The organism is Kluyvera fluvialis (assembly GCF_059725275.1).
In genome coordinates, this window is the sequence record NZ_AP046142.1 from 4393558 (window position 1) to 4417143 (window position 23586).

The following is a 23586-nucleotide window of genomic DNA, read 5'->3' on the forward strand; positions in this document are numbered from 1 at the left end:
TCGGGGACTCATCGGTTTCAGCAACTCTGTTTCTGGCTATTCATTTAAAGACCGCGCTCTTTGCGCCCGAGCACGCTTAGGGCATGGCGTAAAAAAGAGCGCAACTGGCGGCGATACTAAACCCTTAACTGACCAGCATTACGCCTGTGGCGGCACTAAAAGATCGACACCCGAAAGCCTGGGTTAAGGAACGATTCGCGCGGCGTGTAATCCAGCGTTTTGCCCTGCCAGTCGTGAATATGCGCCCCGGCGGCGGCGGCAACCGCATGGCCCGCTGCGGTATCCCAGATGTTGGTCGGCCCAAAGCGCGGGTAAAGCTGCGCGGCGCCTTCCGCCACCAGGCAGAATTTCAACGATGAACCAATCGACGCCGTTTGGTGCTCACCCAACTGCTGCAAATACTCTTTCAGTTCGTCGTCATTGGCGTAGTGAGAGCGGCTCACCACCACTTTGGGCGGGTTGGCGTCACGCACCTGGATAGGCTTACGCACACCGCACTCCTCTTTCCACGCTTTGCCATTTTCCGCGCTGTACATCACGTTCAGCACCGGTGCGAATACCACGCCCAGCACCGCTTTGCCGTTGTCGATAAGCGCAATATTGACGGTAAATTCACCGTTACGCTTGATGAACTCTTTAGTGCCGTCGAGTGGGTCAACCAGCCAGTAGCGCTGCCAGTGTTGGCGCACATCCCAGCCCGGAGGATCTTCCTCAGAAAGAATCGGCACGTCTGGCGTCATCGCCTTCAGGCCTTGCACAATCACATGATGCGCCGCGATATCGGCCGCCGTAACCGGAGAATCATCCGGTTTGCTTACGACATCTAACGGCTGTTTACCTTCGTAAACCTGCATAATGGCATCGCCCGCATCCCGTGCAAGCTGACATACTTGTTCTAACATTCTCCACCTCGTTAAGATTACAGTGGCGTTAACTTATTGTTTTATTTATATCGCATCGCCGTTAATTCTGCTATTCCCATCATCGGTCTGGATAACTGTGAACCGTTGCCAATTTCCCGTCATGATTTTCTGGCATGATTCACACCTTCGTAAGTAACGGAATTTAGATACATTCAAATCTGTGTTTTAGATCTAAAAAAAGGATGCCTCTGATGATCAAGTTTAGCGCAACGCTGCTGGTTACGCTGATTGCCGCCAGCGTAAATGCGGCAACGGTGGATCTCCGCATTATGGAAACCACTGATTTGCACAGCAATATGATGGATTTTGATTACTACAAAGATACGGCGACGGAGAAATTTGGCCTGGTGCGTACGGCAAGCCTTATTAATGCCGCGCGTGACGAGGTGAAAAACAGCGTGCTGGTGGATAACGGCGACGTGATTCAGGGTAGCCCGATGGGCGACTATGCGGCGGCAAAAGGGCTAAAACAGGGCGATACCCATCCGGTTTATAAGGCGATGAATCTGCTCGACTATACGGTGGGCAACCTCGGCAACCACGAGTTTAACTACGGTCTGGATTATCTGCACAAAGCGCTGGCTGGCGCGAAGTTCCCGTACGTTAACGCCAATATCATCGACGTTAAAACCAAAAAACCACTGTTTACCCCTTATCTGATTAAAGAGACTGACGTCGTCGATAAAGAGGGCAATAAACAGACGCTGAAAATCGGTTATATCGGCTTTGTTCCGCCGCAGATTATGACCTGGGATAAAGCCAACCTGAGCGGCAAAGTCACCGTCAACGACATCACCGAAACAGCGCGTAAATATGTACCGGAAATGCGCGCAAACGGCGCGGATGTAGTAGTGGTGATTGCCCACTCCGGCCTTTCCGCCGACCCATACCAGGTGATGGCTGAAAACTCAGTGTACTACTTAAGCCAGGTGCCAGGCGTTGATGCCATTATGTTTGGCCACGCGCACGCCGTATTCCCGGGCAAAGATTTTGCCAATATTAAAGGCGCAGACATCGCTAAAGGCACGCTCAACGGCATTCCTGCGGTGATGCCGGGAATGTGGGGCGATCACCTCGGCGTGGTTGACCTGGAGCTGAATAACGACGGCGGCAAATGGCAGGTCACCTCCGCCAAAGCGCAAGCCCGCCCAATTTATGACGCTGTTGCTAAAAAATCCCTGGCAGCGGAAGACAGTAAACTGGTTAGCGCGCTGAAGGCTGACCATGACGCCACCCGCGAGTTTGTCAGCAAGCCTATCGGTAAATCATCCGACAACATGTACAGCTTCTTGTCGCTGGTGCAGGATGACCCAACCGTACAGGTGGTCAACATGGCGCAAAAAGCCTACGTTGAGCACTACATTCAGGGCGACCCGGACTTAGCAAAACTGCCGGTGCTCTCAGCTGCCGCGCCGTTTAAAGTCGGCGGTCGTAAGAATGACCCCGCAAGCTATGTTGAAGTGGAAAAAGGCCAACTGACGTTCCGTAACGCCGCCGATCTTTACCTCTATCCCAATACGCTGGTCGTCGTGAAAGCCAGCGGCAAAGAGGTGAAAGAGTGGCTGGAGTGCTCCGCCGGGCAGTTTAACCAGATAGACCCGCACAGCAGCAAGCCACAGTCGCTGATTAACTGGGACGGTTTCCGCACCTATAACTTTGATGTGATTGATGGCGTGAATTATCAGGTCGATATCACCCAGCCAGCGCGCTACGACGGCGAATGCCAGAGCGTTAATCCGCAGGCTGAGCGTATTAAAAATCTGACCTTTAACGGCAAGCCTATCGACCCGAACGCCATGTTCCTGGTGGCAACCAACAACTATCGCGCTTACGGCGGTAAGTTTGCGGGCACGGGCGACAGCCACATCGCGTTCGCCTCCCCGGATGAAAACCGTTCGATACTGGCGGCATGGATTAGCGCCGAATCGAAAAAGGCAGGCGAAATCCACCCGGCAGCAGACAACAACTGGCGTCTGGCGCCGATTCACACGGACAGCAAATTAGATATCCGCTTTGAAACTTCACCGACAGAAAAAGCGGCGGCGTTTATTAAAGAGAAAGCGCAGTATCCGATGAAGCAGGTCGCAACCGATGATATTGGTTTCGCGATTTATCAGCTGGATTTGAGACAGTAACCTGTTGCCACTCTTATCCGGCCTACCGTCGAAAGTAGGCCGGATAAGCAAAGCCGCCATCCGGCAATCCCCGTCGATAATCAGGCCGCGCGTTCATCGCGCACCGCCAGTACGTCCGGCAAATTTAGCTCGATCCAGTCTGCCAGCGCCGCCACCTTTTCGCTCACCGCCTCGCCCAGCGGCGTCAGGCTATACTCAACGTGCGGCGGGACGACCGGGTAAGAGATTCGATTCAGAAAGCCGTCTTGCTCCAGCGCCTGTAGCGATTGAGCGAGCATCTTTTCACTCACGCCGCCCATTCTGCGCCGCAGATCGCTAAAACGGTGCGTTCCCTCGCGCAGCGCCACCAGGATAAGGACGCCCCAGCGGCTGGTGACGTGTTTCAACACCTCCCGCGACGGGCACTGCTCGGCAAATAAATTGCCCTCTTTCATCTGTTGGGAAAGCGTGGTTCGAGTCATTTTGATACTTACCTTTTTGTACGTACTTACTAAAAGTAAGTTTAGGTGTTAGCGTAGTCAAACACAAGACAAACAGACGGAGACTTCCCATGATCGCAATCACCGGCGCAACCGGCCAACTGGGCCACCATGTCATCGAATCTTTACTGAAAACCGTACCCGCCAACCAGATTGTGGCGATTGTTCGCCATCCGGCAAAAGCAGAAGCGCTGAGCCAACAGGGCATTGTCGTTCGCCAGGGCGACTATACCGATGAAGCGGCGCTAAAAGCAGCGCTTGCTGGCGTCGATAAACTGCTGCTGATCTCCTCCAGCGAAGTGGGCCAACGCACGCCGCAGCACCGCAATGTGATTAACGCCGCCAAAGCCGCTGGGGTGAAATTTATCGCTTACACCAGCCTGCTGCACGCCGACAAATCCCCATTAGGCCTGCACGTAGAACATGTCGAAACCGAAAAACTGCTGGCAGATTCCGGCATACCTTACGCCCTGCTGCGTAACGGCTGGTATACCGAAAACTACCTGGCAAGCGTCCCTGCCGCGCTAGAGCACGGTGTGTTTATTGGCGCAGCCGGAGACGGGAAAATTGCCTCAGCCACCCGCGCAGACTACGCGGCGGCGGCCGCTCGCGTGGTGAGCGAAGACGGTCACGCAGGAAAAGTGTATGAACTGGCGGGCGATAACGGCTGGACGCTGAGCCAACTGGCGGCCGAACTGGCCAGCCAGAGCGGCAAAAACGTGGTTTACCAGAACCTGAGCGAAGCCAATTTTGCCTCTGCACTGAAAAGCGTTGGCCTGCCTTCCGGTCTGGCCAATATGCTGGCAGACTCTGACGTTGGCGCATCAAAAGGCGGCCTGTTTGACGACAGCCACACCCTGAGCAAACTGATTGGTCGCCCGACCACCCCACTTGCCGACAGCGTCAAAGGTATCCTGTAAGCGTTAAAAATCGGTTAAACATGTAGCGCCTCCACGGGCCATCTCTGATAATAGTCGAGAAGGCCCTGGAGGAGACACTACGTGCAAGGCGTACCAGAACAGTTCACCGACGAGAAAGACCGCGCGCGCTTTCGCCATTTGGCGCAAGTGCCCGGCGTTGAGCTGTATCATGCCCATATCTCGCGCTACGCCTTTGAACCTCATACTCACGAAGCGTTTGGTATTGGGGTGATTGAAGCGGGAGCCGAGCGTTTTCGTTATCGCGGCAACCAGTATGTTGCGCCAGTGCATTCTGTCGTGACCATGAACCCGGACGAACTACACACCGGCGAGGCCGAAACCGCAGACGGCTGGCGCTATCGCATGATTTACCTGGATCCCAACCAGCTTGAGGATGTTACCGGCATACGCCACTGGTGGTTTGCCGACGTTATTCGCCACGATCCGCGACGTTCGCAGATTATAGGCCGCCAAATTCACGCGCTCTGGCACGCCGATACTCCACTGGCGCAGCAAGGGCTACTGTTGGATTTGGTCGATACCTTCAAACCCTTCGCCAGCCATGCGCCCGTGTTACAAGAAGCGGCGCACCGCTTTAACCGCGTGCGCGATTATCTGCACGACAACTATATGCACCCGATTACGCTTGATGAGCTGGCTAACGTCGCGGCGCTAAGTCCGTGGCATTTTCAGCGCCAGTTTAAAGCGCATTTTCATGTGACCCCGCACCAGATGCTGATGGCGGTGCGGTTATGGCGAGCTAAAGAGTTTCTCACTCACGGGATGCCCGCCGCCGAAGTCGCCGCTGCCACCGGGCTAACAGACCAATCCCACCTCACCCGCGCCTTTACTCAGCGCTACGGTATTACGCCTGTGCGCTACCAAAAACAGGTTGTCCGCCGCTAATGCGCAATCTCATACAATACTGAACAGCGTTCCCCTCCTACACTTTTCAGCATGTTCAATAAACGTGGATGTCATCATGATTAGCGGTGTGCTGTACGCCCTGCTGGCGGGTTTAATGTGGGGGCTGATTTTTGTGGGGCCGTTAATCGTGCCGGACTATCCGGCGGTATTGCAGTCGATGGGGCGTTATCTGGCGCTGGGGCTGATTGCCCTGCCGCTGGCCTGGATGGGGCGCGCACGCTTGCGCCAGCTTTCGTCAAAAGACTGGAAGACGGCACTGGCGCTGACGATGGTCGGCAATCTGGTCTATTACGTCTGCCTTGCCAGCGCAATTCAACGTACCGGTGCGCCGGTTTCGACGATGATTATCGCCACCTTACCGGTCGTCATCCCCATTTTTGCCAACCTGTTGTATAGCCAGCGCGATGGTAAGTTGTCCTGGCTGCGGCTGCTTCCGGCACTGGTGCTGATTGGCATCGGTTTGCTGTGCGTCAACATTGCCGAACTGCGCCAGGGGCTGCCGGATTTCAGCGGTTGGCGCTACGGTTCCGGCGTGGCGCTCGCCAGTGTTTCAGTTGTGTGTTGGGCGTGGTATGCGCTGCGTAACGCTCGCTGGCTGCGGGAAAACCCCGATAAACCACCGCTGATGTGGGCTACGGCGCAGGCGCTGGTTACGCTGCCGGTTTCGCTGCTGGGTTATATCGTGGCCTGCCTGTGGCTGCACGGGCAAACGCCGGATTTCTCGCTGCCCTTCGGCCCGCGCCCAACGCTGTTTATCGGCCTGATGGTAGCAATTGCGGTACTTTGCTCATGGGTTGGCGCGCTGTGCTGGAACGTAGCAAGCCAACGCTTGCCGACGGTTATCCTCGGGCCTTTGATTGTGTTTGAGACGCTGGCGGGGTTGCTGTACACCTTTTTACTGCGCCAGGAAATGCCGCCGATGTTAACGCTAAGTGGGATAACGCTGCTGGTGATTGGGGTGGTGATTGCCGTGCGGTCAAAACCGCAGAAACCGGCGGTGATTCCGGTTTCTGAGGTGTGAAACGTTAGAAGGTTTCCCAGTTCGCTTCGTTGAGTGGAGCCGCTTTCGCCGATGGCACTGCGGCTTTTCTCGGCGCGGTTCTCTGTAACGTCTGGTGGTTGATTTTAAACACCGCCACCGTTTGGTTCAGACGTGCTGCCTGCTCCTCCAGCGCTGCCGCCGCGCTGGCGGACTCCTCAACCAACGAGGCGTTCTGCTGGGTGACGCGATCCATTTCAGCAACCGCCTGGCCGACCTGATCGATGCCACGGCTCTGTTCATCGGATGCCGAGGCAATTTCCCCCATGATGTCGCTGACGCGGGTCACTGCGTTAACGATTTCTGCCATTGTCTCCCCGGCTTCGTGCACTAAGGCAGAACCGGCGTTAACCCGGCTGCCAGAGTCGTCAATCAGCGCTTTGATCTCCTTCGCCGCCTGCGCACTGCGCTGCGCTAAAGTACGGACTTCGCCAGCGACAACCGCAAAGCCACGCCCCTGCTCGCCCGCGCGTGCCGCTTCAACCGCCGCGTTCAGCGCCAGAATATTGGTCTGGAAGGCGATGCCGTCAATCACGTTGGTGATCTGTGCAATTTTGCTTGAGCTGGCGGCGATATCGTCCATCGTGCGCACAACGCCATCCACGACATTGCCGCCTTTCTGCGCCGTTGCGGAGGCATTTTTCGCCAGTTGCGTGGCCTGACGCGCGTTGTCGGCGTTCTGTTTCACCGTAGCGGTCAGTTGCTCCATGCTGGCCGCCGTTTCTTCCAGCGAAGCGGCCTGCTGTTCGGTACGAGAAGAAAGGTCATTACTGCCCGCCGAGATTTCCCCCGCACCGGTGTAGATGGTGTCTGCGCCTTCACGCACCACGCCAACCGTTGTGGCAAGCGACTGCTGCATTTCGTTGACGTTGCGAGCGAGCAACGCCATTTCATTGCTGCCTTCGGTATTGATGTTGCTGGTCAGATCGCCTTCGGCAATATGGCGAATGTGCGCCATAACGGTGTGCAGCGGTTTCAACAGCACGCGCTGCATCGACAGCCAGCTCACCACAATCGTCGCCACCACCAGCAGCATAATGCCCGCCAGCGCCCATAAAATATTGTAGTAGTCGCTTTCATTTTGCTGAATGCCCGCTTGGGTCAGCGCAGCCTGCGCTGTGCGCCATTCGCGGTAAACCGACTGCATCGCCACCTGTTTTTGTTCCGCATTCTGCTTGAACATCTCTTCCAGTTTTCCCTCTGCCAGCAGTTCGTTCATTCTGGCGAGCGTCGTGGAATAAACGCCGTACTCTTTCTCTAGCCTATCCGACAGTTGCTCGTTGATCCCCGGTGTTTCCGGTAGCGCGTAGTATTTGTCGTAGTGATTTTTTGCCTCCGCCAGCAGATTATTGGCGGTATCAACCAGCGTTTTCAATTCGCCGCCGTTAAGGCTCGTCGCCATGCTGCCTTGCAGGCGCAACATGCCACGGTTAAGGGTTACGCGGGCCTGGTTGAGACTGATCCACGCATCGGTGAACTCCGCCACGTTCTGGCTGGATAGCTGCGAGACAGTAAAGTTCTGCTTATCGTTATCCAGCGCGCGAACAAAAACGCCCGCAGAAATAAGCTGCATCGCGCCCAGCGCGAACAGCACGATAATCAGTACAGTAATAACTTTTATTCTTTTGAACATCGTATGCCTTTTTAATGCAGGTGATCTGAAGTCTCACTATCGGCAGTACGACGGGCTTATTTAATCGATTCAGGTCCAACCAGGGCGGGTTATCCGTCATTTCTAATAATATTCAGTATGTTAAAGCAACAATAAATTTTTGTGATAACCGTCACTCAATCCCACTCCCTCTAAAGGGGTATATCTTCGTCTTAAAGATGCATTTAAAATACATCTTATATTATTGATGACGAGGTAACTGCTATGGCCTTTCGCGACCAACCATTAGGTGAGCTGGCGCTCTCCATTCCGCGCGCATCTGCGCTGTTCCGTAAATACGATATGGACTACTGCTGCGGCGGCAAGCAGACGCTGGGCCGAGCGGCAGATCGTAAAGATCTGGATGTTGCCGTGATTGAAGCCGAGCTGGCAAAACTGGCAGAAGAGCCAGTAGAGAAAGATTGGCGCAGCGCGCCGCTGGGCGAAATCATCGACCACATCGTGGTGCGTTACCATGACCGCCACCGCGAGCAGTTGCCGGAACTGATTTTACAGGCCACCAAAGTCGAACGCGTACACGCCGACAAGCCTAACGTACCAAAAGGCCTGGCGAAATATCTGACCATGCTGCACCAGGAGCTTTCCAGCCACATGATGAAAGAGGAGCAGATCCTGTTCCCGATGATCAAACAAGGCATGGGCAGCCAGGCGATGGGGCCAATCAGCGTGATGGAAAGCGAGCACGATGATGCGGGTGAACTGCTGGAAGTTATCAAGCATACGACTCAGAACGTGACCATTCCACCGGAAGCCTGCACCACCTGGAAAGCGATGTATAACGGCATTAACGAAATGATTGACGACCTGATGGAGCACATCAGCCTCGAAAACAACGTGCTGTTCCCGCGCGCGCTCGCCGGGGAATAAGCCTTCTGCCGCCTCCCACTATCGGAGGCGGCGGTTTTATGCCAGCAGCCCTTTTTGGCGAAAGGTTTCCCGCGTCGCCACGTTCAAATCCATTCCGGCCAATGCTTCGGGTTTTACCCAGGCAATCTCCTGAAACTCCTCGTTAAACGTCACATCACGATTAGCGCTTACGCAGTCGAAGATGAGATAAATCATGTAGATTTGCTCGGTTGAGCCGTCGGCATAGGTTTTTACCCGCACGTCGTCACGAAACGTCCACGGCGTTACCTCGGTGATTTCCAGGGCATCGCCCAGCTCCTCGCGAATTTCGCGCCTTAACGCCTGTTCCATCGTTTCACCCGCTTCCATTCCGCCGCCGGATATCGCCCACTGGCCGGGGAACACGCCGCGATCGTCAGCCATCTTACATAACAAAAATTCGCCTTCGTTCTGAATTATTGGGCACACAATCGTTCTCTGACGCATCTTATCTCCATACGCGTTGGGGTTTGGCGGGCACGCTATCACGCTCAGCGGTGAGCTTCCACGAGGCGTACCGCAAAAACAAAAAAGCGCCCCGAAGGGCGCTTAAGTGTATGCCTGTCTGGCGGTTTAATTAACCCGCTTTTTGTTGCGCAGGAACATCCAGCCTAAGCCCAGCACGATGAACCAAATTGGAGTCACCATCAGCGCTTCACGGGTATCCGCCTCCAGCGTCAGCAGCACCAGAACACAGGCGAAGAACACCATGCACACCCAGCACATCACTTTGCCCAGCGGCATTTTGTAGATCGATTTCTCATGCAGGTGTGGACGTTTTTTACGGTACACCAGGTAGGAGCACAGAATAATCGTCCAGACGAACATGAACAGGATAGCCGAAACGGTGGTGATCATCGTAAAGGCGGCAATCACGCTTGGGTTAACCATTAACATCACCACACCGCCCAGCAGGCAGATGCAGGAGAAGGTCAGCCCTTTTGCCGGCACAGCACGTTTAGAGAGCTTCGCGAACAGGCCTGGCGCAACGCCATCCTGCGCTAAACCAAACAGCATACGGCTGGTTGAGAACACGCCGCTGTTGGCCGACGAAGTGGCAGACGTTAGCACCACAAAGTTGATGATGCTCGCCGCCGCCGGTAAGCCGACCAGCATGAACAACTCAACGAACGGGCTTTTATCCGGAACCACCGAACTCCACGGCGTTACCGACATAATCACGATCAGCGCAAACACGTAGAACATGATGATACGAATCGGAATGGAGTTAATGGCGCGTGGCAGCGATTTTTCCGGGTCTTTGGTTTCAGCAGCGGTCGTCCCTACCAGCTCAATACCGACAAACGCGAACACCGCTATCTGGAAGCCTGCAAAGAAGCCACTAATCCCTTTCGGGAACCAGCCGCCATCGTTCCACAGGTGAGCAAACGAGGCTTCTACGCCGGTTGGGGATTTAAAGTGCATCAGCACCATCACCAGGCCAACGACAATCAGCGCTACAATCGCGACGATTTTGATCATCGCAAACCAGAACTCCATCTCACCGAACATTTTGACGGTGGCGAGGTTCAGGCCCAGCAGCAGCAGGACTACCGCCAGTGAAGCGACCCAGTCAGATAGCCCTGGGAACCAGAATTGGGCGTAAGCGGTAATTGCCACGACGTCCGCCATTCCAGTCACTACCCAGCAGAACCAATATGTCCAGCCAGTAAAGTAGCCCGCCCACGGGCCAAGCAGGTCAGCGGCGAAGTCGCTAAATGACTTGTATTCCAGATTGGAGAGCAGCAGCTCGCCCATCGCGCGCATAACGAAGAACAGCATGAAGCCGATTATCATATAAACGAAAATAATCGACGGCCCAGCGAGACTGATAGTTTTCCCGGAGCCCATAAACAGCCCGGTACCAATAGCGCCGCCAATGGCAATAAGCTGAATATGCCGGTTAGTGAGGTTTCGCCGTAGCGATTGTTCAGCCGGCTCCTGCTCTGCAGCAGCGACTTTTATCTGATCAACCATGTGATTTTCTTCCTGTTGTTTCTGTCTGTGTTGTGCGGGCTCTATTGGCCTTTAATGTCGTCATGCAAGACTATCCTATTCATAGGATGTCTCGATATTAGGTAAGAATCAGAGGGATGAATACTATGATTTAAATATAATGTTAATTTTATGTTTAAAGTGGGTGTTATATCACCTCACCTATGGGAAACAGCTCACAAAAATACACGCAATCATTGCGTTTGCAAGATTAAATTCCAACATTTGTCTAACTTCAGGAGTTTGTATCCTCTCCCCAGGCGGAGAGAGGATAAAGGCGAGAATTACAGGATTTCCAGTAACTCGACTTCAAAGACCAGGGTGCTGAATGGCGGGATGGACGCGCCAGCGCCGCGCTCGCCGTAAGCCAGGTTGTGAGGGATGGTCAGTTCCCATTTAGAGCCAACTGGCATCAGGGTCAGGGCTTCAATCCAGCCAGCGATCACGCCGTTTACTGGGAACTCAGCCGGTTCGCCACGCGCTACGGAGCTGTCGAAAACAGTACCGTCGATCAGTTTGCCCGTGTAGTGTACGCGAACGTGGTCAGTACGTGCTGGGATAGCGCCTTCGCCCTGGGTCAGAACGCGGAATTGCAGGCCGGATTCGGTGCTGTTCACGCCTTCTTTTTCACGGTTTTCTTCCAGGTATTTCACACCGTCGGCAGCCATTGCCGCAAAACGCTCTTTACGTACTGCGTCAGCACGTTCGTGGATTTCACGCAGCGCACGATGCACAACATCTACTGGCACAGCAGGCTGTTTGCCTTCCAGCGCATCAGCGATACCGGCAACCAGTGCTTCCGGCAGTAAACCCTGCAAACCAGACTCGCTCAGTTGCTGTCCTACTTGCAGGCCAATACCGTAGCTTGCCTGTGCTTCAATGGTGTCAAAAGTCGGGGTGGCCATCGTCTTTCCTTTCTTCGGGAATTAAAGTAGCGGGCAGCATAACAGCCACGCCGCATAGGGTAAACGTTGTGTCAGGAAAGATGACAAATTACCAGGAAAAAGAAACAATACCGATTGCCCATAGGATATGATGAATACTTGCTTTAGCACGTCCATCAGGCAGTTAGCCATCTATACTGGATTGCAATGATACGGAGCAGGAGGAGAGCCATGCCCGGGAGATTTGAAGTAAAACCTTTGCTGGCGAAGATCTGGCACGCGCCAGACCACCTTCGCATCCTGGATCCGTTGCCGATTGCACACCGTCGCGGCGTGATTATCGCTGCGCTGGCGGTGATTATTGGCTTCCTGCTGCCTTCCGCCGACGATGCTCCATCGACGCCGGTTAGCCGTACTGCACAGCTCGATTTCCAGTCTCAGTCTACGCCGCAGCCTGATGTTCAGCCAATGCATGCACAGCTGGTTACGTCATCGAATGATTTAGACCAGGTCGCTCCGGTTGCGCCAGAGCCGGTGCAAGAAGAGCAGCCAGTCGAGCAACCGCAACAACCAGCCTCACCGCGCACACAGCCGTATCAAGAGAGCCGCAACAATGACTGGCGGACTTATCACGTTGAGGCCGGTAAAACGCTGGCGCAGCTGTTCCGCGACAATAATTTGCCGCCGACCGATGTCTACGCAATGGCCCAGGTTGAAGGGGCGGGCAAGCCGCTGAGTACGCTGAAAAATGGCCAGAAAGTGCAGATTCGCCAGAATGCCAACGGCGTGGTGACAGGGTTAACCATCGAGTCTGACAGCGGGCAAGTGCTGTTTACCCGCCAGAGTGACGGCAGCTTTATTCGCGCCCGTTAGCTTTATTGCACCAAATATTGGCCTACAAACCCGCGTAGGCCTGATAAGCGCAGCGCCATCAGGCGATGGCGGTAACCGTGCCGGATGGCGGCGTACAACCAGCGCCATCAGGCTGGTTTAGCCTGCCGTCGGCTGGCGTTTCACCTTATTCACCCACCAAATCCCGGAGCACACCAGCACCAGCGCAACCGCGTATTTCCATTCGAAAATGTTTTCACCGAGGAAGATAGCCGAAAGCACCGATCCCGAAACAGGAATCAGGAAGTTGAACGGCGCAATCATGCCTACCCGATTGTATTTCAGCAAAATACTCCACAGGGCGAAAGCTACCGAAGAGAGCAGCGTCAGATAGCCGAGAATCGCCACCGAGGCGATACCGTGGAAGGTTAACGTGCCACCGCTGAGGTAACCCCCAATCACCAACGCCAGGCCACCCAGCGCCAACTGGTAGCCGGTCATCACCGTGGGATCGACGGTTTGTGAGATACGTTTGCCATACAGCGACGCCGCCGACAAGATAAATGCCGCCAGCACCACCGATCCATCACCCAGCAGACTAAAGCTGAAATCCAGCAGCCCACTGTTGAAATTCACCACCATCACCCCGGCAAAACCAAGAATACAGCCCAGCGTCTTGTTGTAGCTCAGCCGGTCATTCTGATAGATAAAGTGCGCCAGCAACACGCTAAAGAAAGTGCCGGTAGCATTCATGATCGAACCTTTCACCCCCGTGGTGAAGGCCAGACCTACATAGAAGAAGATGTATTGCAGTGAGGTCTGGGTTAGCCCCAGCAGCGTAAGCTGCCCAAATTGGCGTGAACTTAAGCGCGCAATAGGTTTACGCTGCGCCATTGCCAGCAGCAAAAGCAACGCGCCAGCGAACAGGAAGCGGTAGCCCGCGAAGACAATTTTGCCAGGAATATCATCGGCAGCAATTTGAAATAGCTCGTAGCCACTTTTGATGGCCGGATAGGCGCTGCCCCATAACAGACAACAGAAGGCGGCACAGAGGTAAACGACGTTTTTGCGGGAAAATAGCGGATGCTGGCGGAGGGTATCCATTCTTTTACCAAAAATTGAAATAATGTTTTATTTTTTGATTATCGCGAAAAGGACGAGAGATAGCCAGTCTAAAAACAGAGCGCCAGAAAAGCAAAACGCCGGCACGAGGCCGGCGTCTTGTTGTTATCAAAACGTGGGTTGCAGATTACTCAGCAACAACGTTGATGATAACTTTAGCGAACACTTCGCTGTGAACCTGGAAGTCCACTTCGTGCTCACCAACGGTACGCAGAACGCCGTTCGGCAGGCGAACTTCGCTCTTAGCAACTTTAACGCCAGCTGCAGTAACAGCGTCAGCGATGTCGCGAGTACCGATGGAACCGAACAGTTTACCTTCGTCGCCAGCTTTAGACGCGATGGTTACGGATTCCAGTGCGTTGATCTGCGCAGCACGAGCTTCAGCAGCAGACAGAACGTCAGCCAGTTTGGCTTCCAGTTCAGCGCGGCGTGCTTCGAAGAATTCAACGTTTTTCTTGGTAGCAGGAACAGCTTTACCCTGTGGTACCAGGAAGTTACGAGCATAGCCCGCTTTAACGTTAACCTGATCACCCAGGCTACCCAGGTTTGCTACTTTATCAAGCAGAATAACTTGCATTACCTTATCCTCTCAAAGTCGTATTAATGGACCGTGACCGATTACTGATGACGATCAGTGTACGGCAGCAGGGACAGGTAGCGAGCGCGTTTGATAGCGCGAGCCAGCTGACGCTGGTATTTTGCACGGGTACCGGTGATACGGCTTGGGACAATCTTACCGCTTTCGGTGATGTAGTTTTTCAGCGTAGCGATATCTTTATAGTCGATCTCTTGAACGCCTTCCGCGGTGAAACGGCAGAACTTGCGACGACGGAAATAACGTGCCATATGGCTAGTCTCCAGAATCTATCAATTCAATCTGCTCGGCATGCAGAACCATTTTGCTCAGACCATTCTTTGCTTTGTGGCAACAGATAAAGCCTTGCACGGTTACTGCGCTACCGACCGTTATACTGTGAGTAATGGCTTGGTTTTCGTGACCGCTAATAATAACGGGCATTTGGCACCACGCCTGCCGGTGGAAACCGGCTTCCTCTTGCACAGAACGATGCTCAAGCACGAACTGGCAATGAGGAATTCCTGATGGACTGACCTTTCGAAGGGGCATCCTGCACACGGTGCCGGATAACACCAGACGGTTGGTCATCAGAAATTACTCTTCAGAATCCCCAGCATCTGCATCATCTGCGGTTTCGTTTGCGAAATCATCGCGACGTTCACGACGCTCGTCTTTCGCTTTAACCATCGGAGATGCTTCGGTAACAGCGTGTTTAGTACGCATTACCATGCTACGGATAACGGCATCGTTGAAGCGGAAGTTAGTTTCCAGCTCATCGATAACTTCCTGCGGTGCTTCAACGTTCAGCAGAACGTAGTGCGCTTTGTGCAGTTTGTTGATCGGGTAAGCCAGCTGACGGCGGCCCCAGTCTTCCAGACGATGGATCGTACCTTCTGCTGCAGTGATTGCACCAGTGTAACGTTCGATCATACCCGGAACCTGTTCGCTCTGGTCAGGATGGACCATAAAAACGATTTCGTAATGACGCATCGAATTGCTCCTTACGGATTATTCAGCCTCCTGTCTGGGTCAGCCGCGGCCCATGGAGGCAAGGAACGTGTTAAAGGGCGGCTGAAAAATTGACGCGTCATAATACTTGCGCCCCTGGAAAAACTCAAGCTGATTGCACAAAAAATTCTCACAAAGCGTGAAATGGGTCTAAGTCTGTGATTTAAAATTGAACAGTACAAGATGCGTGATTTTTTTGAACAACTGCATCAGAAATGGTCGCGATACGTCCACGAAAGAGCGATTACACTTTAATCAGCAAGCAATCCACGATCACAGGAGAGCCCCGAGTCATCATCAGGACTGTCAGTAAGGAGTTGAATATGAAAAACATCATCATTGCCGCGATGGCTGCGCTACTGGTTAGCGTCAGCGCACAGGCCGCCATTCAGATTAATGGCCATCAGGCGCGTAACATGGACGATGTGCAGAGCCTGGGGGTTATCTATATCAATCATAATATCGCCACTGAGCAAGAGGCCGATCGGGCGCTCAACCAGGAGAGCGATGCTCAGGGGGCTAAATATTTTCAGCCAATCCTGATTCACGAACCCGGCAGCGATGGCTTAATCCACGCCAGCGCAGTGCTGTACCGCTAACGGGAGAAAGCCCCCGAAACCTGACCGGTAACATCCCAGAAGGAGTTAAGGTTTCGGGGGACATTCATTTTTGCCCGTAGTATGCGTCAGGGCCATGCTTACGCATGAAGTGCTTATTCATTAAATAGCCATCAATCGGGTTCAGCGCAGGATTAATGCCGCGCGCAATCCACGCCATTCTGGCAACTTCTTCCATCACTACCGCATTGTGCACCGCGTCGTGGGCGTCTTTACCCCAAGCAAACGGGCCGTGCTGATACACCACAATGCCTGGCGTATGTAACGGTTCAATATCGCCCAGCGTTTCGATAATCACTTTTCCCGTATTGCGTTCATATTCCCCCTGTACTTCCGCTTCGCTGAGCGCGCGCGTACAAGGAATATCACCGAAAAAGTAATCTGCGTGCGTCGTACCCAACGCCGGGATTGCCAGCCCAGCCTGCGCCCACGCGGTTGCATGGGTGGAGTGTGTATGCACAACCCCGCCTAAGCTCGGGTAACGCTGGTACAGCGCCAGATGAGTGGCGGTATCGGAAGAAGGACGATATCGCCCTTCCACCACATGACCGTCCATATCCACCACCACCATATCGTCTACGGTCATGGTGTCATAGGCGACGCCGCTGGGTTTAATCACCACGCGCCCACGTTCCCGGTCGATAGCACTCACATTGCCCCAGGTGAAAGTCACCAGCCCATAGCGCGGCAAATCCATATTGGCATCAAAAACCTGCTGTTTTAGCGTTTGCATTATGCTGCCTCCACCAGGCCTGCGCTGGCCATCCGTGCTTTTACCCAGTCGCGCGCTTTCGCCACTTCGAGCGCCGGGTTGTCTGCCGTTTCGCTCCACATTTCAATCAGGTACGGCCCGCAGTAACCGCTTTGTTTGAGCGTTTCAAAGCAACGTTCAAAGTTGACCACGCCTTCACCAAACGGCACGTTCTTGAAGACACCGGGTTTGGTGTCTTTAACATGTACCGCCACGATGTGCCCGATACCCGCTTTAAGCTCCATTTGCACGTCGTTATCCCAGGCAGAAAGATTGCCGATATCGGGATAAAGCTGGAACCACGGGTTGTTCAGGTAATGCGCATAGCCCAGCGCTTTGCTGATGGAGTTCATGAGTGGGTAGTCCATAATTTCCATCGCCAGCGTGACCTGCGCGCGACTCGCCATGTCCACACTCTCTTTCAGCCCTTCACGAAAACGGCGGCGCGTTTCGTCGTTGGCATCCTGGTAATAAACGTCATAACCCGCGAGTTGGATCACTCGAATGCCCACATCTTGCGCGAACTGGATGGCTTTACGCATGATCTCCAGCCCCTGCTGACGCACGGTGTCGTCTTCGCTACCTAGCGGGAATCGACGATGCGCGCTCAGGCACACGGAAGGAATACGAACGCCGGTTTCCGCCACCGCGCTCACCAGCGCCAGGCGCTGTTCACGCCCCCAGTCAAGACGCGACAAGCGGGCATCAGTTTCATCAATGGACATTTCGACGAAATCAAAACCCAACTCTTTCGCCAGCCGTAAACGCTCCAGCCAGCACTCCCCTGCGGGGAGTGCTTTTTCGTAGATGCCAAGCGGTATGCCTTTCGTCAACATAGACGCTCCTTAACCCCAAAGCTGGGCGATAGAGCGTTTGAACTGGCGAGCGGCTTCTACCGGAGAGGCGGCATCGCGGATGCTACGACCGGCGATAAAGACGTGAATAGGAATACCTTTAAACAGCGGTAAATCCTCCAGCGCCAGCCCACCGGTGACGGTGACTTTAAAGCCCATTTCAGAGAGGCGTCTGATGGCGTCGATATCCGCGTCACTCCAGGCCACACCGGCCGCCTGTGCGTCACGGCTGCGGTGATAAACCACCTGCCCAATCCCCGCGTCACGCCACTCCTGCGCCTGCTCCCACGTCCAAAAACCGGTTAGCTCAATTTGCACGTCACCGTTAAATTCTTTCGCTACGTCCAGCGCACCTTTGGCGGTGTTGATATCCGCGCAGCAAATCACCGTAATCCAGTCGGCATTGGCTTCAAAACACATGCGCGAAAGAATTTTACCCGCATCGGCAATTTTGGCGTCCGCCAGCACGATTTTGTGCGGATACAGCGCTTTTAAGTCACGAACAGCACGCACACCTTCAGCGACACACAAAATAGTGCCGACTTCGATAATATCGACTTCTTCCGCAATCAGGCGGGTCGTTTCATACGCACTAGACATCGTTTGGTTATCCAGTGCGACCTGCAACATAGGTAATGACATGTTTAATTCCCTCTTAAATAGAAGCCGCATTTGTGCGGTCGATTAAATCCAGCACTTCCTGCTCGCTGCGGCAGGCGCGTAAACGGTCGAAATTTGCTTCATCTTCAAACAGATTAACTATCTGCATGATGCCGACTTCCTGATGCGTATTGGCATCGACCGCCGCCATAGTGATGAGAATATCCACGGGGTCATTGTCTTCGTGGTTAAACGACAGCGGAGTTTTCAACGTCACCAGTGCAAAACCCGTTTTCTTAACCCCTTCCTCTGGACGGCCATGCGGCATCGCCAACCCTGGCGCAATGACAAAGTACGGGCCAAATTGCTCCACGCCATCCAGAATGGCCTGGTAGTAACACGGCTCAACCACATCTGCCGCCACCAGCAAATCAACGCCAATTTTCACCGCGTCCTGCCAGGTATCGGCTTCTGCTTGCAGGCAGATGGAGTGGTTTTCAGCCAACGAATCACGTAATTTCATGCCGCCTCCTTACTTCACGTCCTGAGGGAAATGTTCTTTGATAACGTCTAACAGTTTCGGGCCGAAATCCGCCGGAGACAGCATGTTGCGCACGCCTACGACATATTTATTGCCAGTAACGGTAATTTCACCGGCGATATGTGTGGAGGCGATAATAATGTCAGCACCGCTCAGCTCACTTTTGTATTCACCTACCGCACAGCTATTTACCGTGTGGTCAATATTTGACTGGGTTAAAAACTGATCCACTTTCATTTTCATGATCATAGAGCTGCCTTGCCCATTACCACACACAGCCAGGATACGTACGGTCATAATCAAAACTCCTTATTAAGCAGAGCGTTCTGCCAGTTGTTTTTCCGCATCTTCCTCAGCGCGCAACGTGCGCCCGGCGAAGACCATATAAGCCAGCGCAATGACGATGATGACAGCCATAAACGCGATACCGACGGAGGCAAAGCCTTGCATCATCGGTGGTGCCAAAATTGACCAGTCTGCCATGCCCATCCAGGCGCTCATGCCGGTGAGTTTCACCGCCCAGACGCAGCCGAAAATTTCAATCATGCCCATCACAAGGCAAATCTTGAGCGCCGCGCGCCAGCCGCCAAAGTGGTTAGCAAAGACGCCGATGGTGGCGTTAGAGAAGAACATCGGGATAAAACCAGGGATGATAAGAATGGAGGAGCCGCAGCCGACCAAAATACCGACCGCAATCAGCTGGCCGATAGTGCCCCACATAAAGCCCCATACCACGGCGTTTGGCGCGAAGCTATAAATCGCCGCACAGTCAATGGCCAATACCGCGCCAGGGATCAAACGTTGGGCAATACCGTTGAACGCTTCGGACAGTTCAGCAACGAACATCCGCACGCCCTGAGTAATGATGAAAATAGCGACCGCGAATGAGAAACCCGTTTGCAGTATGTAGACCGTCCAGTGCGTTTTTCCTGCCATCGCTTGGACAACATCAATACCAAAGGAGAGCAAAATGGCGCCGAAGAAAATGGTCATCACAATCGCCGTTGAGACGATGTTGTCGTGAAAGATATTCAGCCAGCCGGGCAGCTTAAGATCTTCGACGCTTTCCTCTTTTTTGCCCAAATACGGCGCAATTTTATAGGCAATCCACGAGGCAAACTGCTGCTGATGCCCGATTGAGAATCCGCAGCCGTCGGTCACTTCCTGCGTCGGTTTGTACATCATGTTGGAGGTGATGCCCCAGTAGAGCGACACCAGCACCGCAGTGCAGATAATCGTGGTCCACATTGGGTAGCCGAAGATGTAGAAAGATACCGCAATCAGCCCCGCCTGCTGGAACATGATGTGCCCAGTGAGCATGATGGTGCGAATGCCGGTAATACGACGCAACAGTACGTAACAGATGTTCAGCGCCAGCGCTAACAGTACCGCGTATCCTACCCAACTGTAGGCGTCACCCATACGATCGATCGTCGCCATCATCGAAGCGTAGGTATCAGAGATTGCGCCGTTGATGCCGTACACCTCAGACATCTTCGCCACAACCGGTTTAAAGGTGCTGGTCAAAATGCCAGAACCCGCCTGTAAGAGCATAAAACCGATGATCGTTTTGATAGTGCCTTTGATGATGACACTGACGCTTTTACGCAACAGGATGTAGCCGATACAGGTCACGATCCCCAGCAACAGCGGGGCATTGGTCATTACCTGATTAAAAAAGACGGTAAAGATGTTGTAGAGGATCTCCATAACGCTCTCCAGTAAATAAGGGGGGCTGAACCTACGACCCTGTTCAACCGATGGTGTCACACACTCCAATAATCAAAAGTAATCACAACAAGATTCAATTTGATTAAATGTGACGCACACCGCAATAATAAACGCACTGATAATAGGGAATAATATCAAATCAAATTAAACCAAAAATACCTCTTTAAAATCATAATCATATTGAATAACTATAGATTAGTCATTGCTCACATAACGTGATTTATTTCGTCCTTACCTTGCTATCCAGCAAAATTCCCTCATTGCATTCATGAAAAAACGGTGAGATTATCAATCACAACAAATCACCATATGATTATTTATGATAAATAAAGAGGGAGCACGATGAGCAAAGTAGAGACTATCTCGCGGGAATCTTGGATCCTGAGCACCTTCCCAGAATGGGGAAGCTGGCTGAATGAGGAGATCGAGCAGGAACAGGTCGCGCCAGGCACCTTTGCCATGTGGTGGCTGGGCTGTACGGGCATCTGGCTAAAATCGGAAGGTGGCACCAACGTCTGCGTTGATTTCTGGTGCGGCACGGGCAAGCAAAGCCACGGTAACCCATTGATGAAGCAAGGCCATCAGATGCAGCGCATGGCCGGGGTGAAAAAACTCCAGCCAAACCTGCGTACCACACCGTTTGTGCTAGACCCGTTTGCCATTCGCCAGATTGACGCCGTACTGGCGACACACGATCACAACGATCATATCGACGTCAACGTCGCCGCCGCAGTCATGCAAAACTGCGCTAGCGATGTGCCGTTTATTGGCCCGCAAACCTGCGTTGATCTTTGGATTGGCTGGGGCGTGCCAAAAGAGCGCTGCATCGTGGTGAAACCTGGCGATGTCGTCAAAGTAAAAGACATTGAGATTCATGCGCTTGACGCGTTTGATCGCACAGCTTTAATCACCCTGCCCGCCGATCAAAAAGCCGCTGGCGTACTGCCTGATGGCATGGACGTTCGCGCCGTCAATTATCTGTTCAAAACCCCTGGCGGCACGCTGTACCACAGTGGTGACTCCCACTACTCCAACTACTATGCGAAGCACGGTAACGAGCATCACATTGATGTGGCGTTAGGTTCATACGGTGAAAACCCGCGCGGGATCACCGACAAAATGACCAGTGCCGATATGCTGCGCATGGCTGAGGCGTTGAATACGAAAGTGGTTATTCCGTTCCATCATGATATTTGGTCAAACTTCCAGGCCGACCCGCAGGAAATTCGCGTACTGTGGGAGATGAAAAAAGATCGCCTGAAGTACGGATTCAAACCGTTTATCTGGCAGGTAGGAGGCAAATTTACCTGGCCGCTGGATAAAGACAATTTTGAATATCACTATCCACGCGGCTTCGACGACTGCTTTACGATTGAGCCTGACCTGCCGTTTAAATCCTTCCTGTAAGCATTCGACTCAGGCCGGATCGCGCAATGCGAATCCGGCCTGTACAGTCTTATACGGAATAGTATTTTTTCTGTTTTTCAAATATCATCTTAAATCATCATTTTTTTTCGGATTAGCTCATGACGGAAGCGCAAAGACATCAGATTCTACTGGAACTGCTGGCACAGGCGGGCTTTGTTACAGTAGAGCAGGTGATTTCCCGTCTGGGGATTTCACCCGCTACGGCTCGCAGGGATATCAACAAACTTGATGAAAGCGGCAAGCTGAAAAAAGTGCGTAACGGGGCCGAGGCCATCAATCAGCAACGACCTCGCTGGTCACCGATGAATATTCATCAGGCGCAAAATCACGACGAGAAAGTACGAATCGCCCAAGCCGCCGCGCAACTGGTGATGCCTGGAGAAAGCGTGGTGATCAACTGCGGATCCACCGCATTTTTGGTCGGTCAGGAGATCTGTGGCAAACCAGTGCAGATAATCACTAACTACCTGCCACTGGCGAACTATTTGATCGACCAGGAACACGACAGCGTGATAATCATGGGCGGGCAGTACAATCGCAGCCACGCGATTACCTTAAGCCCACAGGGCAGTGAAAATAGCCTCTACGCCGGACACTGGATGTTTACCAGCGGCAAAGGGCTGACGACAGAGGGGCTGTACAAAACCGATATGCTCACCGCGATGGCCGAGCAAAAAATGCTCAACGTCGTAGGTAAACTGGCGGTGTTGGTTGACAGCAGTAAAGTGGGCGAACGGGCGGGGATGCTGTTCAGCCGCGCCGATGAAATCGATCTGCTCATAACCGGCAAACAGGCCGATCCCGAGATCCTCAAAAAGCTTGAGGATCAAGGTGTGCAGGTGATCCGCGTTTAAAGATGCTGGCGGAAAAATGCCACCGTGCTATTCAGCGCTTCTGGCGTGATCCGGTGGCGAACGCCCGCCTGCCAGACACACGTCAGGCGTTTATCAAGCCCCGCTTCACGCAGCGCTTGTTGCAAACGGTACGTTTCGGCGGCGGGAACCACATCATCCTCTTCACCATGCCACAGCAGCAGCGGGCGGTTGGCTAACTGCGCCAATTGATGCTCTACATCCCATTGAGCCAACGGTTGTTCAACTTCCGCCCTTTGAACGGGTGGGAATAATGTGCGGGAAAGTGAAGTGAAATACCCCGATCCCATCAGGCTTGCCACACATTTTAGCTCTGGCTGTTGCGCCATCAGCCCCAGCGCGGTCATTCCGCCCATTGAGGCTCCCGCCACCGCCAGGCGGCCTTCACTCACCAACCCGCTGGCGCTTAATGCATCGCGCAACGCCGGAAACTCCGCAAAGTTTTGCAGCAGAATCTGCCAAAAATGCTGCAAGCGCTCCGCGCTATGACCATTGAAACGTTCGCCGTGTTCGGCAGCGTTAGGCATTACCACCCGAAAACCAGCCTGCGCGAACGCTACGGCAAAATAGCTATAAACAACGTTTGAGGAGGTAAAACCGTGATAAAACACTATGCTGGGCAGCGCTTTTTCGGCGCATCCTTTTGGATAGGCATGTAAAACATCTCGCCCGGCGAGGATGCGAGTTTCCAGCTCAATCATGGTAATCCCCTAAACTATGCTGATGTAGCAGCCTAAATTGATTCATTATGATGATGGCAATACCCTTGATTTATAACATTGAGAACCCGGTTAC

The 23586-nt window shown here is 53.4% G+C and carries 27 protein-coding genes; 9 read left to right on the top strand and 18 right to left on the bottom strand.

Annotated features, from left to right (window positions below; genetic code table 11):
* Positions 1-155: 155 nt before the first annotated feature.
* The gene (cysQ, locus tag AC6I4B_RS20790; RefSeq protein WP_497767858.1) at positions 156-902 is read right to left on the bottom strand and encodes a 3'(2'),5'-bisphosphate nucleotidase CysQ; all 747 of its coding nucleotides are present in this window, start codon (positions 900-902) and stop codon (positions 156-158) included.
* A gap of 212 nt (positions 903-1114) precedes the next feature.
* Here cysQ and cpdB point away from each other — a divergent pair, with 212 nt between their 5' ends.
* Positions 1115-3058 carry a 2',3'-cyclic-nucleotide 2'-phosphodiesterase gene (gene cpdB / locus AC6I4B_RS20795; RefSeq protein WP_497767859.1) on the top strand — a complete coding sequence of 648 codons (1944 nt, stop codon included), beginning with the start codon at positions 1115-1117 and terminating at the stop codon, positions 3056-3058.
* Positions 3059-3138: 80 nt separating this feature from the next.
* On the opposite strand, the gene AC6I4B_RS20800 is transcribed toward cpdB, so the two are convergent.
* Entirely contained in the window at positions 3139-3519 is a 381-nt protein-coding gene (locus tag AC6I4B_RS20800) for a winged helix-turn-helix transcriptional regulator (protein WP_497767861.1), read from the bottom strand.
* An 89-nt stretch (positions 3520-3608) separates the two neighbouring features.
* On the opposite strand from AC6I4B_RS20800, the gene AC6I4B_RS20805 reads away from it, so the two are divergent.
* The 3 genes from AC6I4B_RS20805 (at position 3609) to AC6I4B_RS20815 (ending at position 6405) form a co-directional block, all read left to right on the top strand.
* Positions 3609-4457 (top strand): SDR family oxidoreductase, encoded by an 849-nt coding sequence (locus AC6I4B_RS20805; protein ID WP_497767862.1) that lies wholly within the window; start codon positions 3609-3611, stop codon positions 4455-4457.
* An 81-nt stretch (positions 4458-4538) separates the two neighbouring features.
* Positions 4539-5363, top strand: coding sequence for an AraC family transcriptional regulator (locus AC6I4B_RS20810; RefSeq protein WP_497767864.1), 825 nt, complete (start codon positions 4539-4541; stop codon positions 5361-5363).
* Positions 5364-5439: 76 nt separating this feature from the next.
* Positions 5440-6405 carry a DMT family transporter gene (locus AC6I4B_RS20815; protein WP_497767865.1) on the top strand — a complete coding sequence of 322 codons (966 nt, stop codon included), beginning with the start codon at positions 5440-5442 and terminating at the stop codon, positions 6403-6405.
* A gap of 4 nt (positions 6406-6409) precedes the next feature.
* On the opposite strand, the gene AC6I4B_RS20820 is transcribed toward AC6I4B_RS20815, so the two are convergent.
* Positions 6410-8056, bottom strand: coding sequence for a methyl-accepting chemotaxis protein (locus AC6I4B_RS20820; protein WP_497767867.1), 1647 nt, complete (start codon positions 8054-8056; stop codon positions 6410-6412).
* Positions 8057-8299: 243 nt separating this feature from the next.
* Between AC6I4B_RS20820 and ytfE the strand changes: the two genes are divergently transcribed.
* Positions 8300-8962, top strand: coding sequence for an iron-sulfur cluster repair protein YtfE (ytfE, locus tag AC6I4B_RS20825; protein ID WP_497767868.1), 663 nt, complete (start codon positions 8300-8302; stop codon positions 8960-8962).
* Between the two features lie 36 nt (positions 8963-8998).
* Here the strand turns inward: ytfE and nudI are convergent, their stop codons facing one another.
* From nudI to bamJ, 3 genes are all read right to left on the bottom strand, one after another.
* Complete coding sequence (nudI, locus tag AC6I4B_RS20830) at positions 8999-9427, bottom strand: nucleoside triphosphatase NudI (protein ID WP_497767870.1); 429 nt, start codon at positions 9425-9427, stop codon at positions 8999-9001.
* 126 nt (positions 9428-9553) lie between these two features.
* A complete protein-coding gene (gene cycA, locus AC6I4B_RS20835) occupies positions 9554-10957 on the bottom strand; it encodes a D-serine/D-alanine/glycine transporter (protein WP_497767871.1) in 1404 nt (467 codons plus the stop codon).
* Positions 10958-11259: 302 nt separating this feature from the next.
* Positions 11260-11880 (bottom strand): BamJ family beta-barrel-assembly machinery protein, encoded by a 621-nt coding sequence (bamJ, locus tag AC6I4B_RS20840; protein WP_497767873.1) that lies wholly within the window; start codon positions 11878-11880, stop codon positions 11260-11262.
* Positions 11881-12090: 210 nt separating this feature from the next.
* Here bamJ and AC6I4B_RS20845 point away from each other — a divergent pair, with 210 nt between their 5' ends.
* Entirely contained in the window at positions 12091-12732 is a 642-nt protein-coding gene (locus AC6I4B_RS20845) for a LysM-like peptidoglycan-binding domain-containing protein (protein WP_497767874.1), read from the top strand.
* A 117-nt stretch (positions 12733-12849) separates the two neighbouring features.
* Here AC6I4B_RS20845 and AC6I4B_RS20850 read toward each other — a convergent pair whose 3' ends face one another.
* From AC6I4B_RS20850 to rpsF, 5 genes are all read right to left on the bottom strand, one after another.
* Positions 12850-13794: a DMT family transporter gene (locus tag AC6I4B_RS20850; protein WP_497767876.1), complete on the bottom strand. Its 945-nt coding sequence runs from the start codon at positions 13792-13794 to the stop codon at positions 12850-12852.
* Between the two features lie 145 nt (positions 13795-13939).
* Complete coding sequence (gene rplI, locus AC6I4B_RS20855) at positions 13940-14389, bottom strand: 50S ribosomal protein L9 (RefSeq protein WP_497767877.1); 450 nt, start codon at positions 14387-14389, stop codon at positions 13940-13942.
* Between the two features lie 41 nt (positions 14390-14430).
* Positions 14431-14658: a 30S ribosomal protein S18 gene (rpsR, locus tag AC6I4B_RS20860; RefSeq protein ID WP_000135199.1), complete on the bottom strand. Its 228-nt coding sequence runs from the start codon at positions 14656-14658 to the stop codon at positions 14431-14433.
* A gap of 4 nt (positions 14659-14662) precedes the next feature.
* Positions 14663-14977, bottom strand: coding sequence for a primosomal replication protein N (gene priB, locus AC6I4B_RS20865; protein WP_455562635.1), 315 nt, complete (start codon positions 14975-14977; stop codon positions 14663-14665).
* Positions 14978-14983: 6 nt separating this feature from the next.
* Positions 14984-15379 carry a 30S ribosomal protein S6 gene (gene rpsF / locus AC6I4B_RS20870; protein ID WP_006686337.1) on the bottom strand — a complete coding sequence of 132 codons (396 nt, stop codon included), beginning with the start codon at positions 15377-15379 and terminating at the stop codon, positions 14984-14986.
* Between the two features lie 341 nt (positions 15380-15720).
* Between rpsF and AC6I4B_RS20875 the strand changes: the two genes are divergently transcribed.
* On the top strand, positions 15721-15996 hold the full coding sequence (locus tag AC6I4B_RS20875) for a YdgH/BhsA/McbA family protein (protein ID WP_497767880.1): 276 nt from the start codon (positions 15721-15723) through the stop codon (positions 15994-15996).
* Between the two features lie 64 nt (positions 15997-16060).
* Here AC6I4B_RS20875 and AC6I4B_RS20880 read toward each other — a convergent pair whose 3' ends face one another.
* The 6 genes from AC6I4B_RS20880 to ulaA are packed head-to-tail and all read right to left on the bottom strand — an operon-like array spanning position 16061 to position 20470.
* The gene (locus AC6I4B_RS20880) at positions 16061-16747 is read right to left on the bottom strand and encodes an L-ribulose-5-phosphate 4-epimerase (protein WP_497767881.1); all 687 of its coding nucleotides are present in this window, start codon (positions 16745-16747) and stop codon (positions 16061-16063) included.
* Positions 16747-17601 (bottom strand): L-ribulose-5-phosphate 3-epimerase, encoded by an 855-nt coding sequence (locus AC6I4B_RS20885; RefSeq protein WP_497767883.1) that lies wholly within the window; start codon positions 17599-17601, stop codon positions 16747-16749. The genes AC6I4B_RS20880 and AC6I4B_RS20885 overlap by 1 nt, the downstream gene beginning before the upstream one ends.
* Before the next feature lie 9 nt (positions 17602-17610).
* Positions 17611-18261 carry a 3-keto-L-gulonate-6-phosphate decarboxylase UlaD gene (gene ulaD / locus AC6I4B_RS20890; protein ID WP_497767884.1) on the bottom strand — a complete coding sequence of 217 codons (651 nt, stop codon included), beginning with the start codon at positions 18259-18261 and terminating at the stop codon, positions 17611-17613.
* A gap of 13 nt (positions 18262-18274) precedes the next feature.
* Positions 18275-18742 carry a PTS ascorbate transporter subunit IIA gene (gene ulaC / locus AC6I4B_RS20895; RefSeq protein WP_497767886.1) on the bottom strand — a complete coding sequence of 156 codons (468 nt, stop codon included), beginning with the start codon at positions 18740-18742 and terminating at the stop codon, positions 18275-18277.
* A gap of 9 nt (positions 18743-18751) precedes the next feature.
* Positions 18752-19057 carry a PTS ascorbate transporter subunit IIB gene (gene ulaB, locus AC6I4B_RS20900; RefSeq protein ID WP_332149842.1) on the bottom strand — a complete coding sequence of 102 codons (306 nt, stop codon included), beginning with the start codon at positions 19055-19057 and terminating at the stop codon, positions 18752-18754.
* 15 nt (positions 19058-19072) lie between these two features.
* On the bottom strand, positions 19073-20470 hold the full coding sequence (ulaA, locus tag AC6I4B_RS20905) for a PTS ascorbate transporter subunit IIC (protein ID WP_497767887.1): 1398 nt from the start codon (positions 20468-20470) through the stop codon (positions 19073-19075).
* Positions 20471-20833: 363 nt separating this feature from the next.
* On the opposite strand from ulaA, the gene ulaG reads away from it, so the two are divergent.
* Together ulaG and ulaR are read left to right on the top strand one after the other, a co-directional pair.
* Positions 20834-21898, top strand: coding sequence for an L-ascorbate 6-phosphate lactonase (gene ulaG, locus AC6I4B_RS20910; protein WP_497767889.1), 1065 nt, complete (start codon positions 20834-20836; stop codon positions 21896-21898).
* 119 nt (positions 21899-22017) lie between these two features.
* The gene (gene ulaR / locus AC6I4B_RS20915) at positions 22018-22773 is read left to right on the top strand and encodes an HTH-type transcriptional regulator UlaR (RefSeq protein WP_497767890.1); all 756 of its coding nucleotides are present in this window, start codon (positions 22018-22020) and stop codon (positions 22771-22773) included.
* Here ulaR and yjfP read toward each other — a convergent pair.
* Positions 22770-23492 carry an esterase gene (gene yjfP / locus AC6I4B_RS20920; RefSeq protein ID WP_497767892.1) on the bottom strand — a complete coding sequence of 241 codons (723 nt, stop codon included), beginning with the start codon at positions 23490-23492 and terminating at the stop codon, positions 22770-22772. The genes ulaR and yjfP overlap by 4 nt on opposite strands.
* Between the last annotated feature and the right edge of the window lie 94 nt (positions 23493-23586).